We start from the raw sequence: 22,769 nt of genomic DNA on the forward strand, positions 1-22,769 counted from the left end.
GGCAGCAGCATATCACGAGTTTACCGGACATCACACGGTGGGCTGATGTCCGGTCTACCAGCTTAACGCAGGAGCAGATAAATATTCTCGTTACCGCGTACCACCTGCAACGCGATGATCGACGGTTTCGCTTCCAGCACCTTGCGCATTTCGGCAATGGAGTTCACGCGATCGCGGTTTACACCGATGATAACGTCATCTTTGTGCAGACCGGCTTGCGCGGCTGGGCTGCTTTTTTCGACGTTATCAATCTTGATGCCTTTAGTGCCGTCTTTTAACTGACCGTCGCTAAGCGTTGCACCTTGTAATGCTGGGGCGATCATTTCCGCACTGGCGGACGACGACGTGCTGGTATCCAGTGTGACTTCCACCTCCAGTGGCTTACCGTTACGTAGCAGACCCAGTTTAACCTTGGTGCCCGGTTCAGTGGTGGCAATACGCGAACGTAACTCGGCAAAACTGTTCAGCGGCTTGCCGTTGAGGCTGGTAATGACGTCACCGGATTTCACGCCCGCCTTCGCGGAGCCAGAGTTCGGCAGCACTTCGCTAACAAACGCGCCGCGCTGTACATCCAGCTTGAACGCTTTGGCGATGTCGGCGGTCATTTCCGTCCCTTTAATACCCAACAGGCCGCGTTTGATTTCGCCAAACTGCATTAACTGCTGCGCCAGCGTGCGCGCCATGTTGCTGGGAATGGCAAAGCCAATGCCGATACTGCCGCCGCCCGGTGCCAGAATGGCGGTGTTAATACCGATCAATTCACCATTCAGATTAAGCAGCGCGCCACCGGAGTTACCCCGGTTAATGGACGCATCGGTCTGAATAAAGTTTTCCAGACCTTCCAGATTCAGGCCGCTGCGACCCAATGCCGAGACGATGCCGGAGGTTGCCGTTTGCCCCAGCCCGAACGGGTTACCGACGGCGACGGCAAAATCACCCACGCGGAGTTTGTCGGAGTCGGCGATGGCAATTTGTGTCAGGTTGCTAGGGTGCTGGATTTGCAGCAGGGCGATATCGCTCTGATCGTCGCTACCAATCAGCTTGGCGTCAAACTCGCGACCGTCGTTGAGCTGGATACTGATCTTCTGTGCCTGATTAATAACGTGGTTATTGGTTAGCACGTAGCCTTTGGCGGCGTCGATGATGACTCCTGAACCCAGGCCTTCGAACGGTTGTGACGGCTGATCGGGTAGGTCATCGCCAAAAAATTTTTTGAATTCTTCCGGGACTTTCTGCCCCTGCGCGGCGGTACCTTCGACCCTCACGCTCACGACCGCAGGTAACACTTTCTCCAGCATTGGTGCGAGGCTGGGGAGTGCGGCTTGACCGGGAACCTGGCCGGGTATCGACGCAATGGCCTGAAACGGCGCCGAGAGAGTTAACCCGACACTTAACGCTAATGCACTCAACAGCTGGGTTTGTTTTTTCATTGATCCTGCTCTCGTACCTTGAGTAAACGGAAGATGATTCAAAACAGTTTGATGTTATTGAATTTTCGGTTTGGTCACAATGCGGCTAACGACTAAATAATAGCTGGGACGGGAAGAGAAGCGGAGGGCGCAATTGCTGCGCCCAATAAATTTCTTAACGATGTGCAGTTAGTCGCGCTTTGCGCCACTACGCAGCAGGCCGGAGGCCCCTTCGGAATAGTCGCGTGGCATCTGAACCGGTGCCTGATCGTTGCCTGCTTCAGACTCTGCCAGACGGTTACGGAACGGGTTGGATTCTGGCGACATACCCGGCAGCAGGTTGCTGGAACTTTTTGCCATATGTTGGTAGATCTGACGATAGTCGTCGGCCATGTTATCCAGTAGCTCAGCGCTGCGGGCAAAGTGGCTTACCAGCTCTTCACGATACTCTTCCAGCTCAGCTTTGTTTTTTTCCAGTTCGTACTGCAATGCCTGCTGTTGGCGTAATTTACGATTACCAAAACGCATGGCTACGGCACCAATAATGATACCGACGACTAACCCAATTAGCGCATATTCCCAGGTCATGAACATCTCCCGTTGTCTTGTGTTTCCGTAGGGTGTTGGCTTTAGGCTCCATGCCTGCGCCTGATTATGCCACTATAACCGCTAATCCCGTAGAAGTGGAATCCCGACTTTATATCGCGTAGTGTAGAACGGCCTTTTTTTCGTCAACCGTGAGCGACGGCACATCGATTCTCAAGGAATAACAATAACATCATGCAAAGCTTTTCCCCGACATCGCGTTACCTGCAGGCCCTCAACGACGGCAGTCATCAACCCGACAACGTACAGCAAGAGGCAGTGAATCGACTGGATATTATTTTCCAGGAACTGACTGCCCCAGCCCGTCCTGCGTTGCAGGAAAGTGGGCTGATTGCTCGCTTTAGCAAATTTTTGGGTAAACGTGAACCGACGGAGAGCACGCCGGTGCGTGGTCTGTATATGTGGGGGGGCGTGGGGCGCGGGAAAACCTGGCTGATGGACCTTTTCTACCATAGCCTGCCGGGCACGCGTAAACAGCGTTTGCACTTTCACCGCTTTATGCTGCGCGTACATGAAGAGTTGACCGCCCTGCAAGGGCAAAGCGACCCGCTGGACGTGATTGCCGACCGCTTTAAGGCAGAAACCGACGTGCTGTGCTTTGATGAGTTTTTTGTCTCGGATATCACCGATGCGATGCTACTCGGTGGATTAATGAAAGCGCTGTTCGCCCGCGGCATCACGCTCGTGGCGACATCCAATATTCCGCCTGATGACCTGTACCGCAATGGTCTGCAACGTGCCCGCTTTCTTCCGGCGATTGAGGCTATTAAACAGTACTGCGACATCATGAATGTGGATGCCGGAGTTGATTACCGTCTGCGTACGTTAACCCAGGCGCATTTATGGTTATCGCCGCTGAATGATGAAACCCAACGGCAGATGGATAAGCTGTGGCTGGCGTTAGCGGGAAGCAAAAGTGAACATGCGCCGACGCTTGAGATAAATCATCGCCCGATGCAGACACTGGCCGTCGAAAACCAAACGCTGGCCGTCTCGTTTACTACCCTGTGCGTCGATGCCCGCAGTCAGCACGACTATATTGCGCTATCGCGCCTGTTTCACACTGTGTTGCTCTCTGACGTCCCAGTGATGACGTCGTTGATGGAGAGCGAAGCACGCCGCTTTATCGCGCTGGTAGATGAGTTCTACGAACGCCACGTCAAGCTGGTGGTGAGTGCGGCAGTTCCTTTATATGAGATCTACCGGGGAGAGCGCCTAAAGTTTGAATTCCAGCGCTGTTTGTCGCGTTTGCAGGAGATGCAAAGCGAAGAGTATCTGAAGCGCGAACATTTAGCCGGTTAAACCCATCGCAAATCACATAAAGGGGTCGATCTTTGACCCTGACTTCTCTATAATCTTGCGACCCCACGTTACGAGAGAGTTTTTTTCCCAAAACTTTCTATGTGCCGGCATAGGCTATTCGAAGGGGTAGGTTTGCTGGACAATGTCGTGTGAACCTCAACTGACAAAACGTTTGGGTGTTCACCAACGTGTAACTAATTTATTTGGGTAAGCTTTTAATGAAAACTTTTACAGCTAAACCAGAAACCGTAAAACGCGACTGGTATGTTGTTGACGCGACCGGTAAAACTCTGGGCCGTCTGGCTTCCGAACTGGCTCTGCGCCTGCGCGGTAAGCACAAAGCGGAATACACTCCGCACGTAGATACCGGTGATTACATCATCGTTCTGAACGCTGACAAAGTTGCGGTAACTGGCAACAAGCGTACTGACAAAATGTACTACCGTCACAGTGGCTACGTCGGTGGTCTTAAAGAAGCGACCTTTGAAGAGATGATTGCTCGCCATCCTGAGCGTGTGATTGAAATCGCGGTTAAAGGCATGCTGCCAAAAGGCCCGCTGGGTCGTGCAATGTACCGTAAACTGAAAGTTTACGCGGGCAATGAGCACAACCACGCGGCACAGCAACCGCAAGTTCTTGACATCTAATCGGGATTATAGGCAATGGCTGAAAATCAATACTACGGCACTGGTCGCCGCAAAAGTTCTGCAGCTCGCGTTTTCATCAAACCGGGCAGTGGTAAAATCGTTATCAATCAACGTTCTCTGGAACAGTACTTCGGTCGTGAAACTGCCCGCATGGTAGTTCGTCAGCCGCTGGAACTGGTCGACATGATTGGTAAACTGGACCTGTACATCACCGTTAAAGGTGGTGGTATTTCTGGTCAAGCTGGTGCGATCCGTCACGGTATCACCCGCGCACTGATGGAATATGACGAGTCACTGCGTGGCGAACTGCGTAAAGCAGGCTTCGTTACTCGTGATGCTCGTGAAGTTGAACGTAAGAAAGTCGGCCTGCGTAAAGCACGTCGTCGTCCTCAGTTCTCCAAGCGTTAATTGGTTTCTGCTTCGGCAGATTGCAATTTGCGAAAAAACCCGCCTCGGCGGGTTTTTTTATGGATTTTTACCCGCGAATAAGCACGGTAATCTGCTGATTGCCACCTCTTTTTTCCCATTTCCAGAATCGACTCACCACAAAGGTCACAAAATCTGGTAAACTATCATCCAATTTTCTGCCCAAATGTGCGGTATTGTTCATTTTTTGTTTGTATTTTGAACAGCAATGGCTTTCCGAATCTGGGTGACATCACTTCTGGCTGGCCACCTGGTGGCTGGTAGCAGTAAAATTCTTAATATACCTGGAGGTTTTCATGGCTGTCGCTGCCAACAAACGTTCGGTAATGACGCTGTTTTCTGGTCCTACTGACATCTATAGCCATCAGGTCCGCATTGTACTGGCGGAGAAAGGTGTTAGTTTCGAGATTGAGCATGTGGAGAAAGACAATCCACCTCAGGATCTGATCGACCTCAACCCGAATCAGAGCGTACCGACACTGGTGGATCGTGAGCTGACCCTATGGGAATCTCGCATCATTATGGAATACCTGGATGAGCGTTTCCCGCATCCGCCGCTGATGCCGGTTTACCCGGTTGCGCGTGGTGAAAGCCGCCTGTACATGCAGCGTATTGAAAAAGACTGGTATACGCTGATGAACGTCATCGTAAACGGTTCTGCTTCTGAAGCGGACGTCGCACGTAAGCGACTGCGCGAAGAGCTGCTGGCAATTGCGCCAGTGTTTAGTCAGAAACCGTATTTCCTGAGCGATGAGTTCAGCCTGGTAGACTGCTACCTGGCGCCGCTGCTGTGGCGTTTACCGCAGCTGGGTATTGAATTCAGTGGTGCTGGTTCGAAAGAGCTGAAAGGGTATATGACCCGCGTATTTGAACGTGACTCTTTCCTGGCTTCTCTGACTGAGCCTGAACGTGAAATGCGTCTGGGCCGGGGTTAATCTGTATGGATTTGCCACAGCTATCACCGCGCCGTCCGTATCTGCTGCGCGCATTCTATGAGTGGTTGTTAGACAACCAGCTCACGCCGCACCTGGTGGTGGATGTGACGCTTCCGGATGTGCAGGTTCCTATGGAATATGCGCGTGACGGGCAAATTGTTCTGAATATTGCTCCACGTGCAGTGGGCAACCTGGAACTGGCAAACGACGAAGTGCGTTTTAACGCGCGCTTTGGCGGTATACCGCGTCAGGTTTCCGTGCCGCTGGCTGCTGTTCTGGCTATCTATGCCCGTGAAAACGGTGCAGGTACCATGTTCGAGCCAGAAGCGGCCTACGACGAAGATGTCGCCAGCTTAAATGATGACGACAACGACACGTCCGGCTTTGAAAGCGAAACGGTCATGTCCGTCATTGATGGCGATAAGCCCGATCACGGTGATGACAACGACCCGGATGATACGCCGCCACCTCCGCGTGGTGGGCGTCCGGCGCTACGCGTAGTGAAGTAAAATCAAACAGGCCCTTGCGGGCCTGTTTTGCTTTCTGTGCCAGCCATCAATAAAACAGCACAATCGTGGCTATCATATTCACCACAAATCCTACCGCCATTGGGATCGCCGTGCGTTTAACCACCTCAAAAGGCGATACACCCGCAATACCGGAAGTTACTACAATGACCGCAGTAATGGGTGAAACCGCGCGGGCCAGGGTAGTGGCAAAGTGCATTGGCATAATCATTACCACCGCCGGAATATGCAGCCCTGCGGCGATGTCCGGGATCAGGCTGGCGAAAGACATAAACGGCGCGTTACCGGAACCCATGACAATGGCGCAGGCGGCGATGACCACCGCCATGATGATCATCACGCCGATACCGCCAAGCCCGGAATGTTCCGCCCCCCTAATCACCGCGTCGACAGTGCCGATGGTGGTTAAGCCTTTGGCAAAGATCTCACCGGCGACAACCAGCGTAACGACGTTGGCAAACTGGGTGCCCATGCCATCAAAAAACGCCTGCACATCATCCATGGTTTCGCGCAGATTATGGGTGCGAAAGAATTCGACAAGCATGGTGACTGTCATGCTCATCAGCATCACCACCACCAGATTCAGCTCTGTTTTCATGAGTCCACTATGTGCAAGGAACAGCGAGCCTAGCATCAGGATCAGTGGCATCACCGGTAAAATGGCGTAATAGAGCGGCGGAACATCTTCCAGCACCTTTTGTTCGGTAAAGCCGATGTTTTCTGGTGCCGCTTTTTTATCAAACTGGCGCTGCACAAAAAAGTGCGCAATAGCAACGGCGATAATCACGCACGAGGCCACGGGTAACTGGTAGTGGAAGAAGTAGGTGGCGATTTTCATTCCCGCTACCTGAGCGGCAAAAATCGAGTTTGTTTCCAGAATACCCCATTCAATCGACATTGACGTGGCAATGACCGCTACTGCCGACAAACGGCTTACGCCAAGGCTGACCAGCGTCGGGAAGAGGGTGACCATCAGCAACATCCCTAACCCGGAGGCGCTGGTAATGAACTGCGCCATGATCTGACCGATCACATAGGTGGCGGCAAGCACGATATACGGTGATCGGATAAGCTTTAGCGGACGGCTCAGCAAGCTCACCATCGCCCGACTGGCTCCCATCCTGTCCATATAGCGGGCATAGCCACCGACGGCCATAATCGACAGCCCCAAACCTGCTGCACGACTGGAGAGCATGCGCAGAATTTCGTTATAAATATCAACCAGCAGGTAGCCGCTGCTTTTTTCGGGTGCAACCAGCGCACCGTACCCCAGCCAGACGCCGCAGATCATTAGGAAGATCCCGGCAGCCGCAAGGACCACCTGGGGTTTGTAGTTTTTGAGGATCAGGTAACCCATCGTTAATAAAACGATGACAGAAAGTATGATGCCGAACATTTTTTCACTCCATGCAGGAAAGAAGATAAATCCGGTAATAGCGCTGTTATAAAAGCGGATGTTATATTTTTTTTACCGTTTTTTATGGAGTGAATATCGTATTTTTAAAATCGAGATTAAATTATTTTTTGTTTTAAAATAGTAGGTTATGATAATTTTTCACGATCATATTCGCAGATTTCATAAATTCGATGTCATACTCAGAAATTAAAATTCATCATATTGTTTTTGAGTGAAAATATATTTGTATTTCATATGTTATCAATAAGCGGGCTAACCCGATTGACCTCCATTTCACCCCGCTTTCGATCCTGTGTTACGATGAACCCGCTGTTGTTTTTCACCAATGACTTAGCTGAATGGACCCTATGAACGCATTTGATTCGCAAGCTGAAGACTCTCCATCCACCATTGGCCGTAGTTTACGTAACCGCCCGCTGGCGCGTAAAAAGCTGTCTGAAATGGTTGAAGAAGAACTGGAACAGATGATTCGTCGTCGGGAGTTTGGCGAGGGTGAACAGTTGCCGTCCGAGCGGGAGCTGATGGCCTTCTTTAACGTCGGTCGTCCCTCGGTACGAGAAGCCCTGGCGGCGTTAAAACGTAAAGGCCTGGTGCAAATCAACAACGGCGAACGTGCCCGCGTTTCGCGTCCATCTGCGGACACCATCATTGGTGAACTGTCGGGGATGGCGAAAGATTTTCTCTCGCATCCCGGCGGCATCGCGCACTTTGAACAGTTGCGACTGTTCTTTGAGTCAAGCCTGGTGCGTTACGCCGCAGAGCATGCAACCGACGAGCAAATTGACAGACTGGCGAAAGCGCTGGAGATTAACAGCCAGTCGCTGGATGACAACGCGCTGTTCATTCGTTCGGACGTGGATTTTCACCGTGTGCTGGCGGAGATCCCTGGTAATCCTATCTTTATGGCGATCCATGTCGCGCTGCTGGACTGGCTGATCGCCGCACGTCCGACCGTCGCTGACCGCGAATTATACGAGCACAATAGCGTAAGTTATCAACAGCATATTGCTATTGTCGACGCCATTCGTCAGCACGATCCTGATGAAGCAGACCGCGCATTACAAGACCATCTCAACAGCGTTTCCGCTACCTGGCACGCCTTCGGTAAAAATAAAAAATTGAGGAAGTGATCGCGATCCTGATGATCGTTTAGTGAGGCAGATCGCAATATAAGCGTTCTGTATTGTATTGCTGCTTATTTGATCTGGTATAACAGGTATAAAGGTACGCAGTTAGACAACACTAATCATCGACAGAGGTAGTTATGGCAAGAGATTTAAGAGGCGTAATGCCAGCGTTGTTAACCCCATTTGACAACCAACAGCGACTGGACATTGAGAGCCTACGTCGTCTGGTACGTTTCAACATTGGGCAGGGTGTTGATGGCCTGTACGTCGGTGGCTCAACGGGTGAAGCGTTTGTCCAGAACCGGGCTGAAAGAGAGCAGGTACTGGAGATCGTGGCGGAAGAAGCGAAGGGTAAAGTCACGCTTATCGCACATGTGGGCACGGTGAGCACCGAAGAGAGCCAGCAGTTGGCGAGCGCAGCCCATCGCTACGGCTTTGATGCTGTCTCTGCCGTCACACCGTTTTACTATCCGTTCAGTTTTGAAGAGCACTGCGATCACTACCGTGCAATTATTGATTCCTCTGATGGCTTGCCAATGGTGGTCTATAACATCCCGGCGCTGAGCGGCGTAAAACTGACGCTGGATCAGATCAACACGCTGGTCACGTTGCCGGGTGTTGGCGCGTTGAAGCAGACCTCTGGCGATCTCTATCAAATGGAGCAGATCCGTCGCGCCCATCCGGATCTGGTGCTGTACAACGGCTATGACGAAATTTTCGCGTCAGGCCTGCTGGCTGGGGCAGACGGTGGTATCGGCAGTACCTACAACATTATGGGCTGGCGCTATCAGGGAATAGTGAAAGCACTCAAAGAAGGTGACATCCAGACGGCACAAAAGCTGCAAACCGAGTGCAATAAGGTTATCGATTTACTGATTAAAGTCGGCGTGTTCCGTGGACTGAAAACGGTTCTGCACTATATGGACGTGGTTTCCGTCCCACTGTGCCGTAAGCCGTTTGCCCCTGTTGACGAAAAGTACCTGCCAGAACTGAAAGCGCTGGCTGACCAACTGCTGGCAGAAAAGGCGTAACAGCGGATTGCCGGGGGCTCTTTGCTTGCCCGGCCTACACAGGCAGACCGTAGGCCGGATGAGGCACAGTCGCCCACCAGTACAACAATGAAAATCGTCGGGAGAGTCACATGAGTACTTCTACCCAGAGCATTCCGTGGTACCGCCATCTCAACCGGGCACAATGGCGTGCGTTCTCTGCCGCCTGGCTGGGATATTTGCTGGATGGTTTTGATTTTGTCTTAATTGCCCTTGTGCTGACGGAAGTACAAGGTGAATTCGGGTTGACGACGGTGCAGGCTGCCAGCCTGATCTCGGCCGCCTTTATTTCTCGCTGGTTTGGCGGGCTGATGCTGGGGGCGATGGGCGATCGCTACGGGCGTCGCCTGGCGATGGTCACCAGCATTATTCTGTTCTCGCTAGGGACGCTGGCTTGCGGTTTTGCACCGGGCTACACCACCATGTTTATCGCCCGCCTGGTCATCGGCATGGGGATGGCAGGTGAGTACGGTTCAAGTGCGACCTATGTGATTGAAAGTTGGCCTAAACAGTTGCGCAATAAAGCCAGTGGTTTCCTGATTTCTGGCTTCTCCGTGGGGGCCGTGATCGCCGCTCAGGTCTACAGTCTGGTGGTACCGGTGTGGGGGTGGCGCGCGCTTTTTTTCATCGGCATTGTACCGATTATCTTCGCCCTCTGGCTGCGTAAAAATATTCCGGAAGCCGAAGACTGGAAGGAAAAACACGAAGGCAAAGCGCCGGTGCGCACGATGGTGGATACCCTCTATCGGGGTGAACATCGGGTCATTAATATTCTGATGACGCTCGCCGCCGCAACCGCACTGTGGTTCTGTTTTGCTGGTAACCTGCAAAACGCGGCTATCGTGGCGATCCTCGGTCTGGTCTGCGCGTTTATCTTCATTAGCTTTATGGTGCAAAGCAGCGGTAAACGCTGGCCGACGGGCGTAATGCTGATGGTAGTGGTGCTGTTCGCCTTCCTCTACTCGTGGCCAATTCAGGCGCTGCTGCCGACCTACCTGAAAACTGAATTGATGTATGACCCGTCGACGGTCGCCAGGGTGCTGTTCTTCAGCGGCTTTGGGGCGGCGGTAGGCTGTTGTGTCGGTGGTTTTCTGGGTGATTGGCTGGGTACGCGCAAAGCCTATGTCTACAGCCTGCTGGCCTCACAGTTGCTGATTATTCCCGTGTTTGCGATTGGCGGTGCCAACGTCTGGGTACTGGGTTTGCTGCTGTTTTTCCAGCAAATGCTCGGGCAGGGGATCTCCGGGATCTTACCCAAACTGATCGGCGGTTATTTCGATACCGACCAACGTGCGGCGGGTCTGGGCTTTACCTACAACGTGGGTGCGCTGGGCGGGGCACTGGCGCCGATCATCGGTGCGCTGATTGCACAGCGTCTGGATCTGGGCACGGCGCTGGGATCGCTGTCGTTTAGCCTGACTTTCGTGGTGATCCTGCTGATTGGCCTTGATATGCCGTCCCGCGTGCAGCGCTGGCTGCGCCCGGAAGCGCTGCGTACCCATGATGCCATTGATGGTAAACCGTTTAGCGGAGCCGTGCCGTTTGGCAGCGATAAAAGCGCGCTGGTGAAATCAAAAAGTTAATCCGATAGCCCGGTCCTGCACCGGGCTATTTTGGTAAGGGAGTAAGTATGTCGTTACTTGAGCTACTGACGCTGAAAAAGGTCGTGCTATGACAACGCTGGCGATTGATATTGGCGGCACCAAACTGGCCGCTGCACGGGTAGACCGCGATTTACAGATCCGCGAACGCCGTGAACTGCCGACACCTGCCAGCAAAACGCCGGATGCCCTGCGGGCCGCGTTACAGACGCTCATTGAGCCACTGCAGGCGCAAGTAGAGCGCGTTGCCATTGCCTCCACCGGTATTATCCGCGAGGGCACACTACTGGCGATTAATCCGCTCAATCTTGGCGGGCTGATGCACTTCCCGCTGGTACAAACCTTAAGAGAGTTGACCGGCCTGCCGACCATGGCGGTCAATGATGCGCAGGCGGCGGCCTGGGCGGAATACCACGTAATGGCTGACGAGATAAGCGACATGGTATTTATCACCGTGTCGACCGGTGTGGGCGGCGGCGTGGTCAGCAACGGCAAGTTACTCACCGGGGCTGGTGGTCTGGCGGGGCATTTAGGGCATACGTTGGCAGACCCTAATGGACCAGTCTGTGGCTGCGGTCGTACCGGCTGCGCGGAGGCTATTGCATCTGGTCGCGGAATTGCCGCTGCCGCACAAGGCGACCTTGCTGGTTGCGATGCCAGAACGGTGTTTACGCGTGCGGTGCAAGGGCATGAACAGGCCACGCGGTTGATTGCACATTCTGCACAGGTGCTGGCGCGACTGATTGCCGACGTCAAAGCGTCTACCGACTGCCAGTGCGTAGTTGTGGGTGGCAGCGTTGGGCTGGCTGAAGGATATCTGACGCAGGTCCGCACGCTGCTGGCGCAGGAACCCTCGGTGTATCACGTCCCACTGCGCACCGCACATTACCGACATGACGCCGGGTTGCTGGGCGCAGCATTGTTAGCACAAGGAGAGTTATCATGATATTAGGCGAGTTACAGTCGCTATCCGCCGCGGGATTACCCCCAGTTCTGCTTGATGCGCTGACCCTTGCGCTGGCGGCAGACGTGCAGAATAACGCGCCGGGACACTATGTACTGAAAGGCGACGATCTGTTTATGAACGTGATGCAGTTCGCCACGCAACCGCCACAAGAAAAAAAGGCGGAGCTGCATGAATGCTATATTGATATCCAATTGCTGCTGGCAGGTGAAGAGCGTATTTTTTTCGGTTTGGCAGGTTCCGCACGTCAGTGCGAAGACGTGCATGTTGAAGAGGATTATCAACTGTGCAGCGAGATTGCCGATGAACAGGTTGTTACCCTGAAACCGGGGATGTTCGCGGTGTTTATGCCTGGCGAGCCACATAAACCGGGCTGCGTGGCGAGTGCATCTGGAGAAATTAAGAAGGTGGTGGTGAAGGTCCGAGCCAGCTTGCTACACGCCTGATAGGAATGCGCCAACATGGTAATTGCCGCAGCTGCGTGTCTGCGGCAATTATCCAAAAGACAACCTACCGCTTAAACGTCACTGTTTCCGGCTGCGACAGATGCAACGTTGTTTGGCTCGGTACGGTCTCGGCGATGACCCGCCCGTGGCGAATGGAATAACGGGCAGGTGTTTGGCGACGAACTGCGTCAAACCCATTTTCTGCCGGTAAAATTACCAGGTTAGCGGAATTTCCAACGCTCAGGCCGTAGTCTTGCAAGTGCAGGGTTTTTGCGCTGTGAGTGGTTATCAGGTTCAGCCCATCATTAATCTGCCCGTATCCCATCAGTTGGCACACGTGTAATCCCATATGCAGCACCTGCAGCATATTCGCGGTGCCCAGCGGATACCACGGATCAAAGACATCATCATGGCCAAAGCAGACGTTGATCTCTGCCTCCAGCATCTCTTTGACGCGGGTGACACCGCGACGCTTGGGATAGGTGTCAAAACGTCCCTGCAGGTGAATGTTCACCAGAGGATTCGCAACAAAGTTAATACCTGACATTTTCAGCAGACGGAAAAGACGGGAAGCATACGCGCCGTTGTAGGAATGCATCGCTGTGGTATGGCTGGCAGTAACGCGCCCGCCCATTCCGTCGCGATGTGCCAGTGCTGCAACGGTTTCAACAAAGCGTGATTGTTCATCATCAATTTCGTCACAGTGCACATCGATAAGGCGGTCGTACTTCTGGGCCAGGGCGAAAATTTTATGCAGCGACTCCACGCCATATTCACGCGTAAATTCAAAGTGGGGAATCGCACCAATCACGTCGGCGCCCAGGCGTACCGCTTCCTCTAACAGTGCCTCACCGTTGGGGTAAGATAGAATCCCCTCTTGTGGGAATGCCACAATTTGCAGCTCCACCCACGGTGCGACCTCTTGCTTCACTTCCAGCATCGCTTTCAGTGCCGTTAGTGTGGGATCGGAAACGTCAACGTGCGTACGAACATACTGGATGCCGTTGGCCATCTGCCATTTCAGGGTTTGCATGGCACGCGTCTTCACGTCTTCGTGAGTCAGCATCGCTTTACGTTCAGCCCAGCGCTCAATACCCTCAAACAGCGTACCCGACTGATTCCAGTTTGGCTCGCCTGCCGTTTGCGTGGTGTCCAGATGGATATGCGGCTCGACGAATGGCGGGATGGCGAGTCCACCTTCAGCGTCCAGTACCTCACCTTGCGGTAAAGAGGCGGCTTCCTGGGATTCAATACGGCTAAAACGCCCGTTTTCAATTGTAAGTTGCCATAACCCTTCGCGTCCCTGTAAACGTGCCTGACGAATGGTGAGGGTATTAGTCTGCATGGCTGACCTCCGTGGACTGAGCAAGACTGCGATTAAAAAGTGGATTCAGCAGGATATAGCTGACTACACCGCCGAGTACGGCGTTGACGGGCACAATACCGGGAATATAGTGGCCGGCAGCGATGCCCAGTGCAACGGACAGAATGGCTATCCAATTCACCGGCGTAAATTGTGCGTTGTTGAAATCGGCGTATCGGCGGTGGTTTAACAGATAGTCGGCAATAATCACCCCGCCAATCGGAGGGATCGCGGCCGACAGAAATGTCAGCCAGCCGACAAAGTTATTGTACAGCCACAGCGCGCACAGCGTGCCAATAATACCGTTAACCACCGACAATGTACGGCTGGAAAAACCGGTAATATTGGCAAAGCCCAGACCCGACGCATACAGCGCGTTGTCGTTGGTTGTCCAGATATTCAGGCCGAGAACGACAATCGCTGGCAGCAGGAGCCCCTGGGCAATCATCACGTCGGAGATGTCCGCCTGTCCTACAGCGGCAGCGCCAGCAGCACCGAAGATAAACATCAGGGAGTTGCCGAGGAAAAAAGCCACCATGGCAATCAGCACCGCAGCTTTGGCATTACGGCCAAAGCGAACGAAGTCGGCCGTCAAGGTACCTGCGCTGACAAACGATCCCACGACCAGCGCCAGCGCGGTTGAAAAATCCAGCGGCGTCTGTGGCACAATCGTTTTTAAATGATCTAAGCCGCCCACGTCGGATACTGCAAGCCAGACGGAGTAACTACCAAGAATAACGATAGCGGGTACGGCGATAATCGATAAAACCGTCAGCGCCGAAATGCCAAAAAAGATGGTCATGGTCATCAACAGGCCAGACACAGCAATCAGGATATTAACGTCGATTCCCGTCGCTTTGCTGACTGGGATAGCAAACATCGCCACGCCAACACCAAACCAGCCCACCTGCGTGCCGCCTAACAGCATTGAGGGAAGCCATGAACCTTTTACGCCAAATGAGTAACGCGCCAGGAGATGGGTAGAGAGTCCGGTTTTTGCGCCGATGAAACCAAGAAAGGCAGTGTAAATACCGAGGAGAAGATTACCGAAGAGAACTGCCAGGAAGAAATCATTATAGGAAAGACCGGTACCGAGTGTGCCCCCGGTCCACATACTGGCGGAAAAAAACGTTAATCCCAACATTACAAATGTCAGTGGAACTACGCCTTTCCGCGCGGCCAGAGGGACGGGGCCCTGGCTATAATTGTTATCTTGCGACACAACGCCTCCATGAATTTTGCCCAAAAAATCCGCCGCATAATATACACTTTTCAGAAGAATGCAAACGTTTACGTACTGGCTTTTTAAGCTGGTTGGTCGCGAATTTATGCTATGTAGCAACTACGTATTTTTAGAAGAGAAGACGGATATCCGGCATCTCATCCATATGTGCGGACGAGATGCCAGAAAAGATGTGTTTATACTTCCAGGTAATTCAGGATCCCGTCAGCGGCTTTACGGCCTTCGGCAATTGCCGTCACCACCAGACCCGAACCGCGCACGATGTCGCCATTGGCTCAGTCGCTCCGTGAATGATCTCATTGAGACGCTAATCGAGTTTGTGAACGGGCCACGTATTGCTTGTTATTTTGAAAATAAAGATAAAAAGCTCGAATTTGTCGCAAGTTTCCCGTGGAAACCCCACGTTTGTATCGCTGGTTTAAACCGACGGCCAATCTCCCAATAGGTTGCCGTCATAATTGTGTTGATGCTGCGGACCGTTTCTGTCCTGGCGTTTTCCAATAAATGAATTATACCGTCATGGATTTGCTGATAATCCTCAGCATGGTGTGTCGAGGGGAGTGTATTCATGTCTTTCCTGGCGTGATAGTTGCGAAATAAAAATATATCGCGTATCAATACGCTCGAGGTCTAATGCTGTTAATCCATGCCGATTGCATTACATGGACTTGCATCAGTATTTGCGAGTCGCTTTCCAGGAATGACGTGAATGTGTGAAGCAGAAGAAGACAGGGCCTACCCAGCAATGTGAATTTTGGCTGGGAGCCAGAAAGGTTTTTACACTATCAATCAATATATAATTTAAAGTTATCAATGGATAGTATAAATATTCTTGGTGTTATAATGATGAATGTGAATCTATTTTTCGGATTTTATTTATTCATTTTTTATCAACGGTTATAGTAATTGAACTGATTTTATGTTGGGTTAAGTTTTAATTAATTTCGTATTTAATATTATTAACTTTATTCTATTGATGCCGATGGCATATCCTATCCTGGTCATTCATGGGTTCATTAAGTGAATGATTTGTTTGCATTCAAACACATCTATTTTTCATTTCATACGTTAAGGATTAACCGTGAAAAAACTCCTTCTGGCAGCGTCGTTAGGCGCTGCTCTGCTCACCTCATTCAACGCCAGCGCCAGCAGTGATGTTACCCTGAAAGTGACGGGTTCAATTATCCCAGGTGCTTGTGTTCCAACATTGCCAAATGGCGGCGTGGTGGATTACGGTACTATCCGTAATGTGGCAATCGAACCTACAGGGACCACTAACAAGCTGGTTCAACTGGGGCAAAAGACTATCACCCTGACAGTAAACTGCGACACTGAAATTGCAGTGGCCCTGACTTCAACGGATAACCGTAGCGATTCTCGTGTTCCTCTTTCCTCGACCAGCTATATTGAATCAGCTAACTCGAATGGTGAGAATCTGACCCTTAGCCCAAATGCTTTTGGGTTAGGTAAGGCGCCAGATGGCACAACGAATATCGGTGATTATGCTGTCGCTTTTGATATTGGATCTGTGACCGCAGATGGTGATGTGGTTGATGTTATTACAACAGCTGACATTACCGCATCAACGGTAACGTGGGTAGCTACTACAAGAGCGGCATTTTGTGCATTGAACAATAGCTGCTCAACTGATAAGCCAGCATTATCTGTTGCTGAAACTGGCACTGTAGTACCTAAAGCATTCAAAGTATTGACCGCACCACTATTGGTTACTACTGCGGTACAGGATAATACTGTACTGGGAACAGAAGATACTATCACGCTGGATGGTAATGCCACCATCAGCCTTGTTTATCTCTAATAAATAATAAGTACGGTGAATTCGTTTTTATTAACGGATTTATCGTACTCATTTTTTCGCTAAATATTGAAAGGAATGGATACCTTGAAACATTTAAATGGATGCCGGAAGTTATCTCTTTTTGCCCTTATGCTTTGTTCCTTAAATAGCTTTGCTACTGGAATGGTGCCGGAAACATCAATACTACTGGTTGATGCGCAGAAAGGTGAAGCCAGTATGAACGTCACCAACACCGATTCATTTCCGGTGCTGTTGTATAGCAATATTGTCGAATTACCAGACGGTGATAAATCTGTACGTTTAATTGTCTCCCAGCCTGTCGTACGTGTGGAAGCGGGCCAGGTGCAGCGCATGCGCTTTATGCTCCAGACGCAAGCACCGCTGAAATATGAGCAGCTCAAACGTGTGACATTCGAAGGTATCCCGCCAAAAGAGAAAGGCAAGGATCGCGTGGCGGTGACGGTGCGTCAGGATTTGCCGGTAATTATCCACCCGGCAGGTTTAGCTGAAGAAACGCAGCCGTGGAAATTCCTGGAATGGAAAAAAGAGGGCAGCACGTTAACGATCAGCAATCCCAGCGACTATGTGGTGCGCATGACCCAGGCGTTTAAAACACTGCCGTCGAAGAAAGCCGGTGCGCTGAATAAAACCTATATGTTGCCCCATACCAGCACGACGGTAGCACTACCAGCCTCGACCGATACTCAGGTTGAATTTTATCCGGCCAGTCGCTATGGCTACAAAGGCCAGATTCAGGTTGCAGACTTAAAATAAGCCCAAACAAGGATGAGTGCGGTAATGTATAAAAAGACACTACTGGCCAGCCTGGTCAGTCTGCTGCTCACCCATAATGTCAGGGCTGAAGGTATTGATCTGGCCGCCGTCGATTTTGATCAAGAGACGCTTAAATCCCTTGGCGTTAATCCTAATGTCGCACACTATTTTTCGAGCAAATCCCGCTATATGCCGGGGAGTTCATCTGTCTCTCTGAATATTAATGGCATAGACAAAGGCAGTGTGATTGCCCGCTTTGATGACAATGGCCAACTCTGTTTTGATAAAGAATTCCTACAACAGGCAGGGCTGAAAGTACCCTCGGATTACGAGAGCGGCTGTTATCCCTATGAACAGGCTTACTCAGGAACGGTGGTAGATGCATCTCCGGCACAGGAAAAATTAACCGTCGTTGTTCCCGCTGATGCAGTGATTCCTGTTGGTGCGGATATGTCGGGCTACGCTTCGGGTGGCACAGCAGCGTTACTCAACTACTCATTGATGTCCTCCCGTAATGAGTTTAATGGTGGAAGCGCTGATTATTCTCAGGCGTTGCTTGATGGGGGCCTCAATTTTAATGACTGGCTGTTGCGCAGTCACCAGCTGTTGAGCCGCTCTGACGGCAAGTTCAACAGTGAAAACTCATCGACTTACATGCAGCGTACCTTTACAGGAATTAAGAGTACGGCGCGTTTTGGCGAAGTGAACCTGAACAATATTTTACTGCAGGGAGCAGGGATTTATGGGGTTGAGCTATCACCCGAAAACGCCCTGACGAAAAGTGGCGGTAATGTTCAGGTTCAGGGTATTGCTAACACCGCGCAGGCGCGCGTTGAAGTGCGCCAGCAGAACGTGCTGATTTTCTCCACGCTGGTGCCGGCAGGCGCGTTTACGCTTACCGATATTCCGATGCGTAACCTCAACAGTGACTTAAACGTCACGGTGGTTGAAACCGATGGTAGCCAGCACAGCTACGTCGTTCCTGCCAGTTTATATAATCAGACCGTCGGCAGCGCGGGCGGCCTGTATCTTTCCGTCGGGCGCGTTAACGATGATTATGACCATAAGCCGTGGGTCATGAGTGCAGCAGGTGGCTGGCAGCTTAACAGCCGGATCAATACACATCTGGGCGCGCTGGCGGCGGAAGATTATCAGGCCATTGCGGGGAGCGTGGATACGCTTCCGCTGGCGGATCTTACTCTTGGCATGCAGGTTAATCAGACGAATGATACCCGCCAGTCGTTACAGGGACAGAAATACACGGTGTCTGCGAATTATGCTGCGCCATATGGGTTCGGTTTAACCACGTCGTATTCTCGCCTGACTCAGGATTATCGTGAGTTCAGTGATTCCCTCGACGAAGATTTTGATGAAACCACCAAAAATGAGTATTCCGCCGGGATCAACTGGTCTCATCCGCTGATTGGCGGGCTGAGTGCCAGCTTCTATGAAACCAAAGGTTATGACAGCATCAATGATTCGCGTTATGTCTCTGCTGGCTGGAGTAAGTCATTCCGCTATTTCTCCGCATCGATTAACTGGCAGCATCAAATTTCAGCCGGGGGTGACGACGATGATGATGACGTCAATGAAGATGATGGCGATCTGTTTTACGTCAATATAAGCATCCCATTGGGTAACCATAGCGTGAATACCTACAGCCGTCGCGACGATCATAAGACGCGTTATGGCGCGTCGGCGATGGGAACAGTGAGTGAAAATACCTCCTATTCTGTTGGGGCTGAACACGATCAGGCTCAGAGCCAGAATAACTTTAATGCTGGCATAAGCAGCAATCTTCACTACACCCAGCTTGGACTTAATACCAGTATGGGCAGTGAACATAACCGCAGCTACTCCGGAACATTGCAGGGGGGCGTTGCTGCTCATAGTCAGGGGGTAACGTTCTCCCCGTGGGCAATACGTGACACCTTCGCGATAGCCTCACTGGATAAACCGGTTTCGGGCATCAAGCTCGATACCCCGCAAGGACCGGTGTGGACGGATTATCGCGGTATGGCAGTGATCCCTTCCGTGGGCGCCTGGCGTACCTCACGGGTGGAAGTGAACACTGAAACATTGCCGAAGAATATGGATATCGGTAACGGTACACGAATGCTGAAACAGGGGCGTGGTGCGGTAGGGCGAGTCGGCTTCAGTGCGGTAACTCAGCGACGTGCGTTGCTGACAGTCACGCTGGCTGACGGGCGTAAGTTACCGAAAGGGCTGGCAGTTTCAGATAACGAGGGGCGTTACCTGACAACTTCCGTTGATGAAGGCGTGGTGTTCCTGAACGATGTGACTCCGCAGCAGTTGTTGACGGTGCAGCTGGATAACAGTACCTGCCAGTTCGCTTTAAACCTGCCAGAACAAGCCAACCCGGATGTCTTTTATGAAACCGCGAAGGGAGTATGTCAATGAAGCGCTTTTATATGGCGGTAGCACTGTTGCTCAGTACTTCCCAGGTGCTGGCAGAATGCACGCTGTTACAGAATCATCAGAGCTTAAGCTATGGTCGTCTCAGCGCTGCAGAGCGACAGGCTCAGGGTGATATTATCGATCTTCCGGAAAAGCAGATTGTTATCAATATTACCTGTGATGAACCACAACAGATTCGCCTGTTTACCGGCACGACTTCTCCGAAGGGGGGGCAATTTGGTTTTGGTGATGACGGCGTGATGACGGTGACGGCCTCACAAGCGATAGTTGATGACAATTCAGTGCGTCTGGCAGTGGTACATGCTGGAGATGCCTCCCAGATAACCAACGGTTCACAAGAAATAACACCACAGGTGAATCAAGGGATCGCATTTGTGAATGGGCAGGAACTGAAAGGCAAAGCAGCGTCGGTTACCCTGACTATTAAACCGCGCTTTAAAAATGGATCTATCACCGATAAAACAACCTGGCGTGGAAACCTTCGCGTAAGGATGGTTACGCAATGAAAAAATTGAGCCTGTTGTTGATGCTATACATACCCTGTCTAGTCAGCGCAAACAACGATGTGGTTGATATCAACGTTGACGTGACTTCCGATGCTGCTGCCTGTACGCCAGTACTCAGCAACGGTGGTGTTGCAGACTTTGGTACCCGTTACGCTGGCAGTTTATCGCAGAAATTTTTTAATCAGCTTGGGACCCGTGATCTGACATTAACGATCACTTGTGAGTCTGCAACTGGTGTAGCGATTACCGCCCGAGATACGCGTGTAGATTCAATGACTTCCGGGAAGGATGATACCGGCACGGCTGGGGCTAAATTTCAGATTAATGGCGCTGGCTATATCAGTGATGCCTCACGCCTGTTTGGCCTGGGCGTGACGTCTGAAGGTAAAAAGATTGGCAGCTACGCGGTGCAAATCAACGCTGGCTCGGTTGTGGCGATGGATGCAGATGCGGAAGTTAAAGTGGATATGGCCGGTGCGACTGATAAAAGCGGTCCATGGTCAGCTGTTACGATGTTACCTCTGCCGACCAATCAGGATTATTTTTATACCTTTGTCCAGAAGGGAACGACCACGCCACAGCCCATTATGACGGCTAGCGTTCCCTTGCAGGTGAGTGCTACGGTAGCGCCAGATATCAGCAGTGACCAGGCGATAACGCTGAACGGTGAAGCTGTGATCACTATCGCGTATCTATAAATGAGACGTTGCCGGATGGCAAAGCATCCGGCATTTCTTTTTACACTTCCAGGTAATTCAGGATCCCGTCAGCGGCTTTACGGCCTTCGGCAATTGCCGTCACCACCAGATCCGAACCGCGCACGATGTCGCCACCGGCGAAGATTTTCGGGTTGCTGGTCTGGAACGCGTTGTCGCTGCGTTCCGGGGCGATAATGCGGCCCTGCGAATCCAGCTCGACGCTGTGCTTTGCCAGCCATTCCATGCTGTGCGGACGGAAACCGAATGCCATCACCACGGCATCGGCGGGTACCACGTGTTCAGAACCGGGCACGATCTCCGCACGGCGGCGGCCTTGTGCGTCCGGTGCACCCATTTCAGTATGCGCCATTTTCACACCGCACACTTTGCCGTTGGCGTTAATTTCCACGCCCAGCGGCTGCACGTTGAACTGGAATTCTACACCTTCTTCACGCGCGTTTTTTACTTCGCGTTTCGAGCCAGGCATGTTTTCTTCGTCGCGACGATAGGCGCAAATCACGTGTGAGGCGTTCTGACGAACGGAAGTACGTACGCAGTCCATCGCAGTATCACCGCCGCCCAGCACCACCACGCGTTTGCCTTCCATACTGATGTACGGCTCGTCGCTGCTTTCGCCAAAGCCCATCAACTGCTTGGTATTGGCAATCAGGAACGGCAGGGCATCGAATACGCCATCGGCATCTTCGTTTTCCAGCCCACCGCGCATCGACTGATAGGTTCCGACGCCGAGAAACACAGCGTCATAATCTTTCAGTAGATCGTCGAGCTGCACGTCACGACCCACTTCTACATTGAGTTTGAACTCAATGCCCATACCGGTGAAGATTTCACGACGACGGGTCATCACCTCTTTTTCCAGCTTGAAGGCTGGAATACCGAAGGTCAGCAGGCCGCCAATCTCCGGATGACGGTCAAACACCACCGCCTTTACGCCGTTACGGGTGAGTACGTCGGCACAGGCCAGCCCTGCCGGACCGGCACCGATAATGGCGATGCGTTTATCGGTCTGGCGTACGCCGGTCATATCCGGGCGCCAGCCCATTTCAAATGCTTTATCGTTGATATAGCGCTCAATGTTGCCGATGGTTACCGCGCCGAACTCATCGTTCAGCGTGCAAGAACCCTCACACAGACGGTCCTGTGGACACACGCGACCGCAGACTTCCGGCAGCGTGTTGGTCTGGTGTGACAGCTCGGCTGCTTCAAAAATACGTCCTTCGTTAGCCAGCTTCAGCCAGTTCGGGATGTAGTTGTGCACCGGGCATTTCCACTCGCAGTACGGGTTGCCGCAGGACAGGCAGCGATCGGCCTGCGCCTTAGCCTGGCCTTCGGAAAACGGCTCGTAGATTTCGATAAACTCGATCTTGCGGATCTTCAGCGGTTTCTTCGGCGGATCAACGCGCTGCAGGTCGATAAATTGGTATACGTTCTGGCTCATTGCTGCTACCCC

21 protein-coding genes and 1 pseudogene are annotated in these 22,769 nt (G+C 51.9%); 15 read left to right on the forward strand and 7 right to left on the reverse strand.

What is annotated here, in order from left to right; all coding sequences use genetic code 11:
* Nucleotides 1-62 precede the first annotated feature (62 nt).
* Entirely contained in the window at nt 63-1,430 is a 1,368-nt protein-coding gene (gene degQ / locus IB214_RS02295) for a serine endoprotease DegQ (protein ID WP_096755480.1), read from the reverse strand.
* Between the two features lie 168 nt (nt 1,431-1,598).
* A complete protein-coding gene (zapG, locus tag IB214_RS02300) occupies nt 1,599-1,997 on the reverse strand; it encodes a Z-ring associated protein ZapG (RefSeq protein ID WP_045448139.1) in 399 nt (132 codons plus the stop codon).
* Nucleotides 1,998-2,189: 192 nt separating this feature from the next.
* Between zapG and zapE the strand changes: the two genes are divergently transcribed.
* The 5 genes from zapE (at nt 2,190) to sspB (ending at nt 5,834) form a co-directional block, all read left to right on the forward strand.
* The gene (gene zapE, locus IB214_RS02305) at nt 2,190-3,317 is read left to right on the forward strand and encodes a cell division protein ZapE (RefSeq protein ID WP_117342749.1); all 1,128 of its coding nucleotides are present in this window, start codon (nt 2,190-2,192) and stop codon (nt 3,315-3,317) included.
* Nucleotides 3,318-3,535: 218 nt separating this feature from the next.
* Nucleotides 3,536-3,964: a 50S ribosomal protein L13 gene (gene rplM, locus IB214_RS02310; protein WP_096755482.1), complete on the forward strand. Its 429-nt coding sequence runs from the start codon at nt 3,536-3,538 to the stop codon at nt 3,962-3,964.
* A 15-nt stretch (nt 3,965-3,979) separates the two neighbouring features.
* Nucleotides 3,980-4,372 (forward strand): 30S ribosomal protein S9, encoded by a 393-nt coding sequence (rpsI, locus tag IB214_RS02315; RefSeq protein WP_062774136.1) that lies wholly within the window; start codon nt 3,980-3,982, stop codon nt 4,370-4,372.
* 314 nt (nt 4,373-4,686) lie between these two features.
* Nucleotides 4,687-5,325, forward strand: a complete 639-nt coding sequence (gene sspA / locus IB214_RS02320; RefSeq protein ID WP_096755483.1) for a stringent starvation protein SspA — start codon at nt 4,687-4,689, stop codon at nt 5,323-5,325.
* Nucleotides 5,326-5,330: 5 nt separating this feature from the next.
* Nucleotides 5,331-5,834, forward strand: a complete 504-nt coding sequence (gene sspB / locus IB214_RS02325) for a ClpXP protease specificity-enhancing factor (protein WP_096755484.1) — start codon at nt 5,331-5,333, stop codon at nt 5,832-5,834.
* A gap of 46 nt (nt 5,835-5,880) precedes the next feature.
* Here sspB and dcuC read toward each other — a convergent pair whose 3' ends face one another.
* Nucleotides 5,881-7,248: an anaerobic C4-dicarboxylate transporter DcuC gene (gene dcuC, locus IB214_RS02330; protein ID WP_115257364.1), complete on the reverse strand. Its 1,368-nt coding sequence runs from the start codon at nt 7,246-7,248 to the stop codon at nt 5,881-5,883.
* Between the two features lie 359 nt (nt 7,249-7,607).
* Here dcuC and nanR point away from each other — a divergent pair, with 359 nt between their 5' ends.
* From nanR to nanQ, 5 genes are all read left to right on the forward strand, one after another.
* On the forward strand, nt 7,608-8,399 hold the full coding sequence (gene nanR, locus IB214_RS02335) for a transcriptional regulator NanR (RefSeq protein ID WP_115257365.1): 792 nt from the start codon (nt 7,608-7,610) through the stop codon (nt 8,397-8,399).
* 134 nt (nt 8,400-8,533) lie between these two features.
* On the forward strand, nt 8,534-9,427 hold the full coding sequence (nanA, locus tag IB214_RS02340) for an N-acetylneuraminate lyase (RefSeq protein ID WP_117342748.1): 894 nt from the start codon (nt 8,534-8,536) through the stop codon (nt 9,425-9,427).
* 110 nt (nt 9,428-9,537) lie between these two features.
* Nucleotides 9,538-11,028: a sialic acid transporter NanT gene (gene nanT / locus IB214_RS02345; RefSeq protein WP_117342747.1), complete on the forward strand. Its 1,491-nt coding sequence runs from the start codon at nt 9,538-9,540 to the stop codon at nt 11,026-11,028.
* A gap of 88 nt (nt 11,029-11,116) precedes the next feature.
* Entirely contained in the window at nt 11,117-11,992 is an 876-nt protein-coding gene (locus tag IB214_RS02350) for an N-acetylmannosamine kinase (RefSeq protein ID WP_117342746.1), read from the forward strand.
* On the forward strand, nt 11,989-12,456 hold the full coding sequence (nanQ, locus tag IB214_RS02355) for an N-acetylneuraminate anomerase (RefSeq protein WP_117342745.1): 468 nt from the start codon (nt 11,989-11,991) through the stop codon (nt 12,454-12,456). The genes IB214_RS02350 and nanQ overlap by 4 nt, the downstream gene beginning before the upstream one ends.
* Before the next feature lie 64 nt (nt 12,457-12,520).
* On the opposite strand, the gene IB214_RS02360 is transcribed toward nanQ, so the two are convergent.
* The 3 genes and pseudogenes from IB214_RS02360 to IB214_RS02370 all read right to left on the reverse strand — a co-directional run.
* A complete protein-coding gene (locus IB214_RS02360; RefSeq protein ID WP_117342744.1) occupies nt 12,521-13,801 on the reverse strand; it encodes a cytosine deaminase in 1,281 nt (426 codons plus the stop codon).
* Entirely contained in the window at nt 13,791-15,041 is a 1,251-nt protein-coding gene (codB, locus tag IB214_RS02365; RefSeq protein ID WP_115257370.1) for a cytosine permease, read from the reverse strand. Before codB ends, IB214_RS02360 begins: the two co-directional genes overlap by 11 nt.
* A 368-nt stretch (nt 15,042-15,409) precedes the next feature.
* Nucleotides 15,410-15,632, reverse strand: a pseudogene (locus tag IB214_RS02370) (DUF1016 domain-containing protein); the annotation flags it as partial.
* Nucleotides 15,633-16,143: 511 nt separating this feature from the next.
* On the opposite strand from IB214_RS02370, the gene IB214_RS02375 reads away from it, so the two are divergent.
* The 5 genes from IB214_RS02375 (at nt 16,144) to IB214_RS02395 (ending at nt 21,298) form a co-directional block, all read left to right on the forward strand.
* Nucleotides 16,144-16,881 (forward strand): DUF1120 domain-containing protein, encoded by a 738-nt coding sequence (locus IB214_RS02375; protein WP_117342743.1) that lies wholly within the window; start codon nt 16,144-16,146, stop codon nt 16,879-16,881.
* A 129-nt stretch (nt 16,882-17,010) separates the two neighbouring features.
* Nucleotides 17,011-17,655, forward strand: a complete 645-nt coding sequence (locus tag IB214_RS02380; protein WP_249415000.1) for a fimbria/pilus chaperone family protein — start codon at nt 17,011-17,013, stop codon at nt 17,653-17,655.
* Nucleotides 17,656-17,679: 24 nt separating this feature from the next.
* On the forward strand, nt 17,680-20,076 hold the full coding sequence (locus IB214_RS02385) for a fimbrial biogenesis usher protein (protein ID WP_117342741.1): 2,397 nt from the start codon (nt 17,680-17,682) through the stop codon (nt 20,074-20,076).
* Nucleotides 20,073-20,600: a hypothetical protein gene (locus tag IB214_RS02390; protein ID WP_117342740.1), complete on the forward strand. Its 528-nt coding sequence runs from the start codon at nt 20,073-20,075 to the stop codon at nt 20,598-20,600. Before IB214_RS02385 ends, IB214_RS02390 begins: the two co-directional genes overlap by 4 nt.
* Complete coding sequence (locus IB214_RS02395; protein ID WP_117342739.1) at nt 20,597-21,298, forward strand: DUF1120 domain-containing protein; 702 nt, start codon at nt 20,597-20,599, stop codon at nt 21,296-21,298. Before IB214_RS02390 ends, IB214_RS02395 begins: the two co-directional genes overlap by 4 nt.
* Nucleotides 21,299-21,338: 40 nt before the next feature.
* On the opposite strand, the gene IB214_RS02400 is transcribed toward IB214_RS02395, so the two are convergent.
* Nucleotides 21,339-22,757, reverse strand: coding sequence for a glutamate synthase small subunit (locus IB214_RS02400; protein WP_117342738.1), 1,419 nt, complete (start codon nt 22,755-22,757; stop codon nt 21,339-21,341).
* Nucleotides 22,758-22,769: the final 12 nt, after the last annotated feature.

Origin of the sequence: Citrobacter sp. C1 (assembly GCF_014596895.2) — a bacterium.
Taxonomy (GTDB): Bacteria; Pseudomonadota; Gammaproteobacteria; order Enterobacterales; family Enterobacteriaceae; genus Citrobacter; species Citrobacter gillenii.

What these genes read in the sequence shown, in the direction of transcription:
- degQ (WP_096755480.1), bottom strand. Translation starts at nt 1,430, where the DNA reads ATGAAAAAACAAACCCAGCTGTTGAGTGCATTAGCGTTAAGTGTCGGG.
- zapG (WP_045448139.1), bottom strand. Translation starts at nt 1,997, where the DNA reads ATGACCTGGGAATATGCGCTAATTGGGTTAGTCGTCGGTATCATTATT.
- zapE (WP_117342749.1), top strand. Translation starts at nt 2,190, where the DNA reads ATGCAAAGCTTTTCCCCGACATCGCGTTACCTGCAGGCCCTCAACGAC.
- rplM (WP_096755482.1), top strand. Translation starts at nt 3,536, where the DNA reads ATGAAAACTTTTACAGCTAAACCAGAAACCGTAAAACGCGACTGGTAT.
- rpsI (WP_062774136.1), top strand. Translation starts at nt 3,980, where the DNA reads ATGGCTGAAAATCAATACTACGGCACTGGTCGCCGCAAAAGTTCTGCA.
- sspA (WP_096755483.1), top strand. Translation starts at nt 4,687, where the DNA reads ATGGCTGTCGCTGCCAACAAACGTTCGGTAATGACGCTGTTTTCTGGT.
- sspB (WP_096755484.1), top strand. Translation starts at nt 5,331, where the DNA reads ATGGATTTGCCACAGCTATCACCGCGCCGTCCGTATCTGCTGCGCGCA.
- dcuC (WP_115257364.1), bottom strand. Translation starts at nt 7,248, where the DNA reads ATGTTCGGCATCATACTTTCTGTCATCGTTTTATTAACGATGGGTTAC.
- nanR (WP_115257365.1), top strand. Translation starts at nt 7,608, where the DNA reads ATGGACCCTATGAACGCATTTGATTCGCAAGCTGAAGACTCTCCATCC.
- nanA (WP_117342748.1), top strand. Translation starts at nt 8,534, where the DNA reads ATGGCAAGAGATTTAAGAGGCGTAATGCCAGCGTTGTTAACCCCATTT.
- nanT (WP_117342747.1), top strand. Translation starts at nt 9,538, where the DNA reads ATGAGTACTTCTACCCAGAGCATTCCGTGGTACCGCCATCTCAACCGG.
- IB214_RS02350 (WP_117342746.1), top strand. Translation starts at nt 11,117, where the DNA reads ATGACAACGCTGGCGATTGATATTGGCGGCACCAAACTGGCCGCTGCA.
- nanQ (WP_117342745.1), top strand. Translation starts at nt 11,989, where the DNA reads ATGATATTAGGCGAGTTACAGTCGCTATCCGCCGCGGGATTACCCCCA.
- IB214_RS02360 (WP_117342744.1), bottom strand. Translation starts at nt 13,801, where the DNA reads ATGCAGACTAATACCCTCACCATTCGTCAGGCACGTTTACAGGGACGC.
- IB214_RS02380 (WP_249415000.1), top strand. Translation starts at nt 17,011, where the DNA reads ATGCTTTGTTCCTTAAATAGCTTTGCTACTGGAATGGTGCCGGAAACA.
- IB214_RS02385 (WP_117342741.1), top strand. Translation starts at nt 17,680, where the DNA reads ATGTATAAAAAGACACTACTGGCCAGCCTGGTCAGTCTGCTGCTCACC.
- IB214_RS02390 (WP_117342740.1), top strand. Translation starts at nt 20,073, where the DNA reads ATGAAGCGCTTTTATATGGCGGTAGCACTGTTGCTCAGTACTTCCCAG.
- IB214_RS02395 (WP_117342739.1), top strand. Translation starts at nt 20,597, where the DNA reads ATGAAAAAATTGAGCCTGTTGTTGATGCTATACATACCCTGTCTAGTC.
- IB214_RS02400 (WP_117342738.1), bottom strand. Translation starts at nt 22,757, where the DNA reads ATGAGCCAGAACGTATACCAATTTATCGACCTGCAGCGCGTTGATCCG.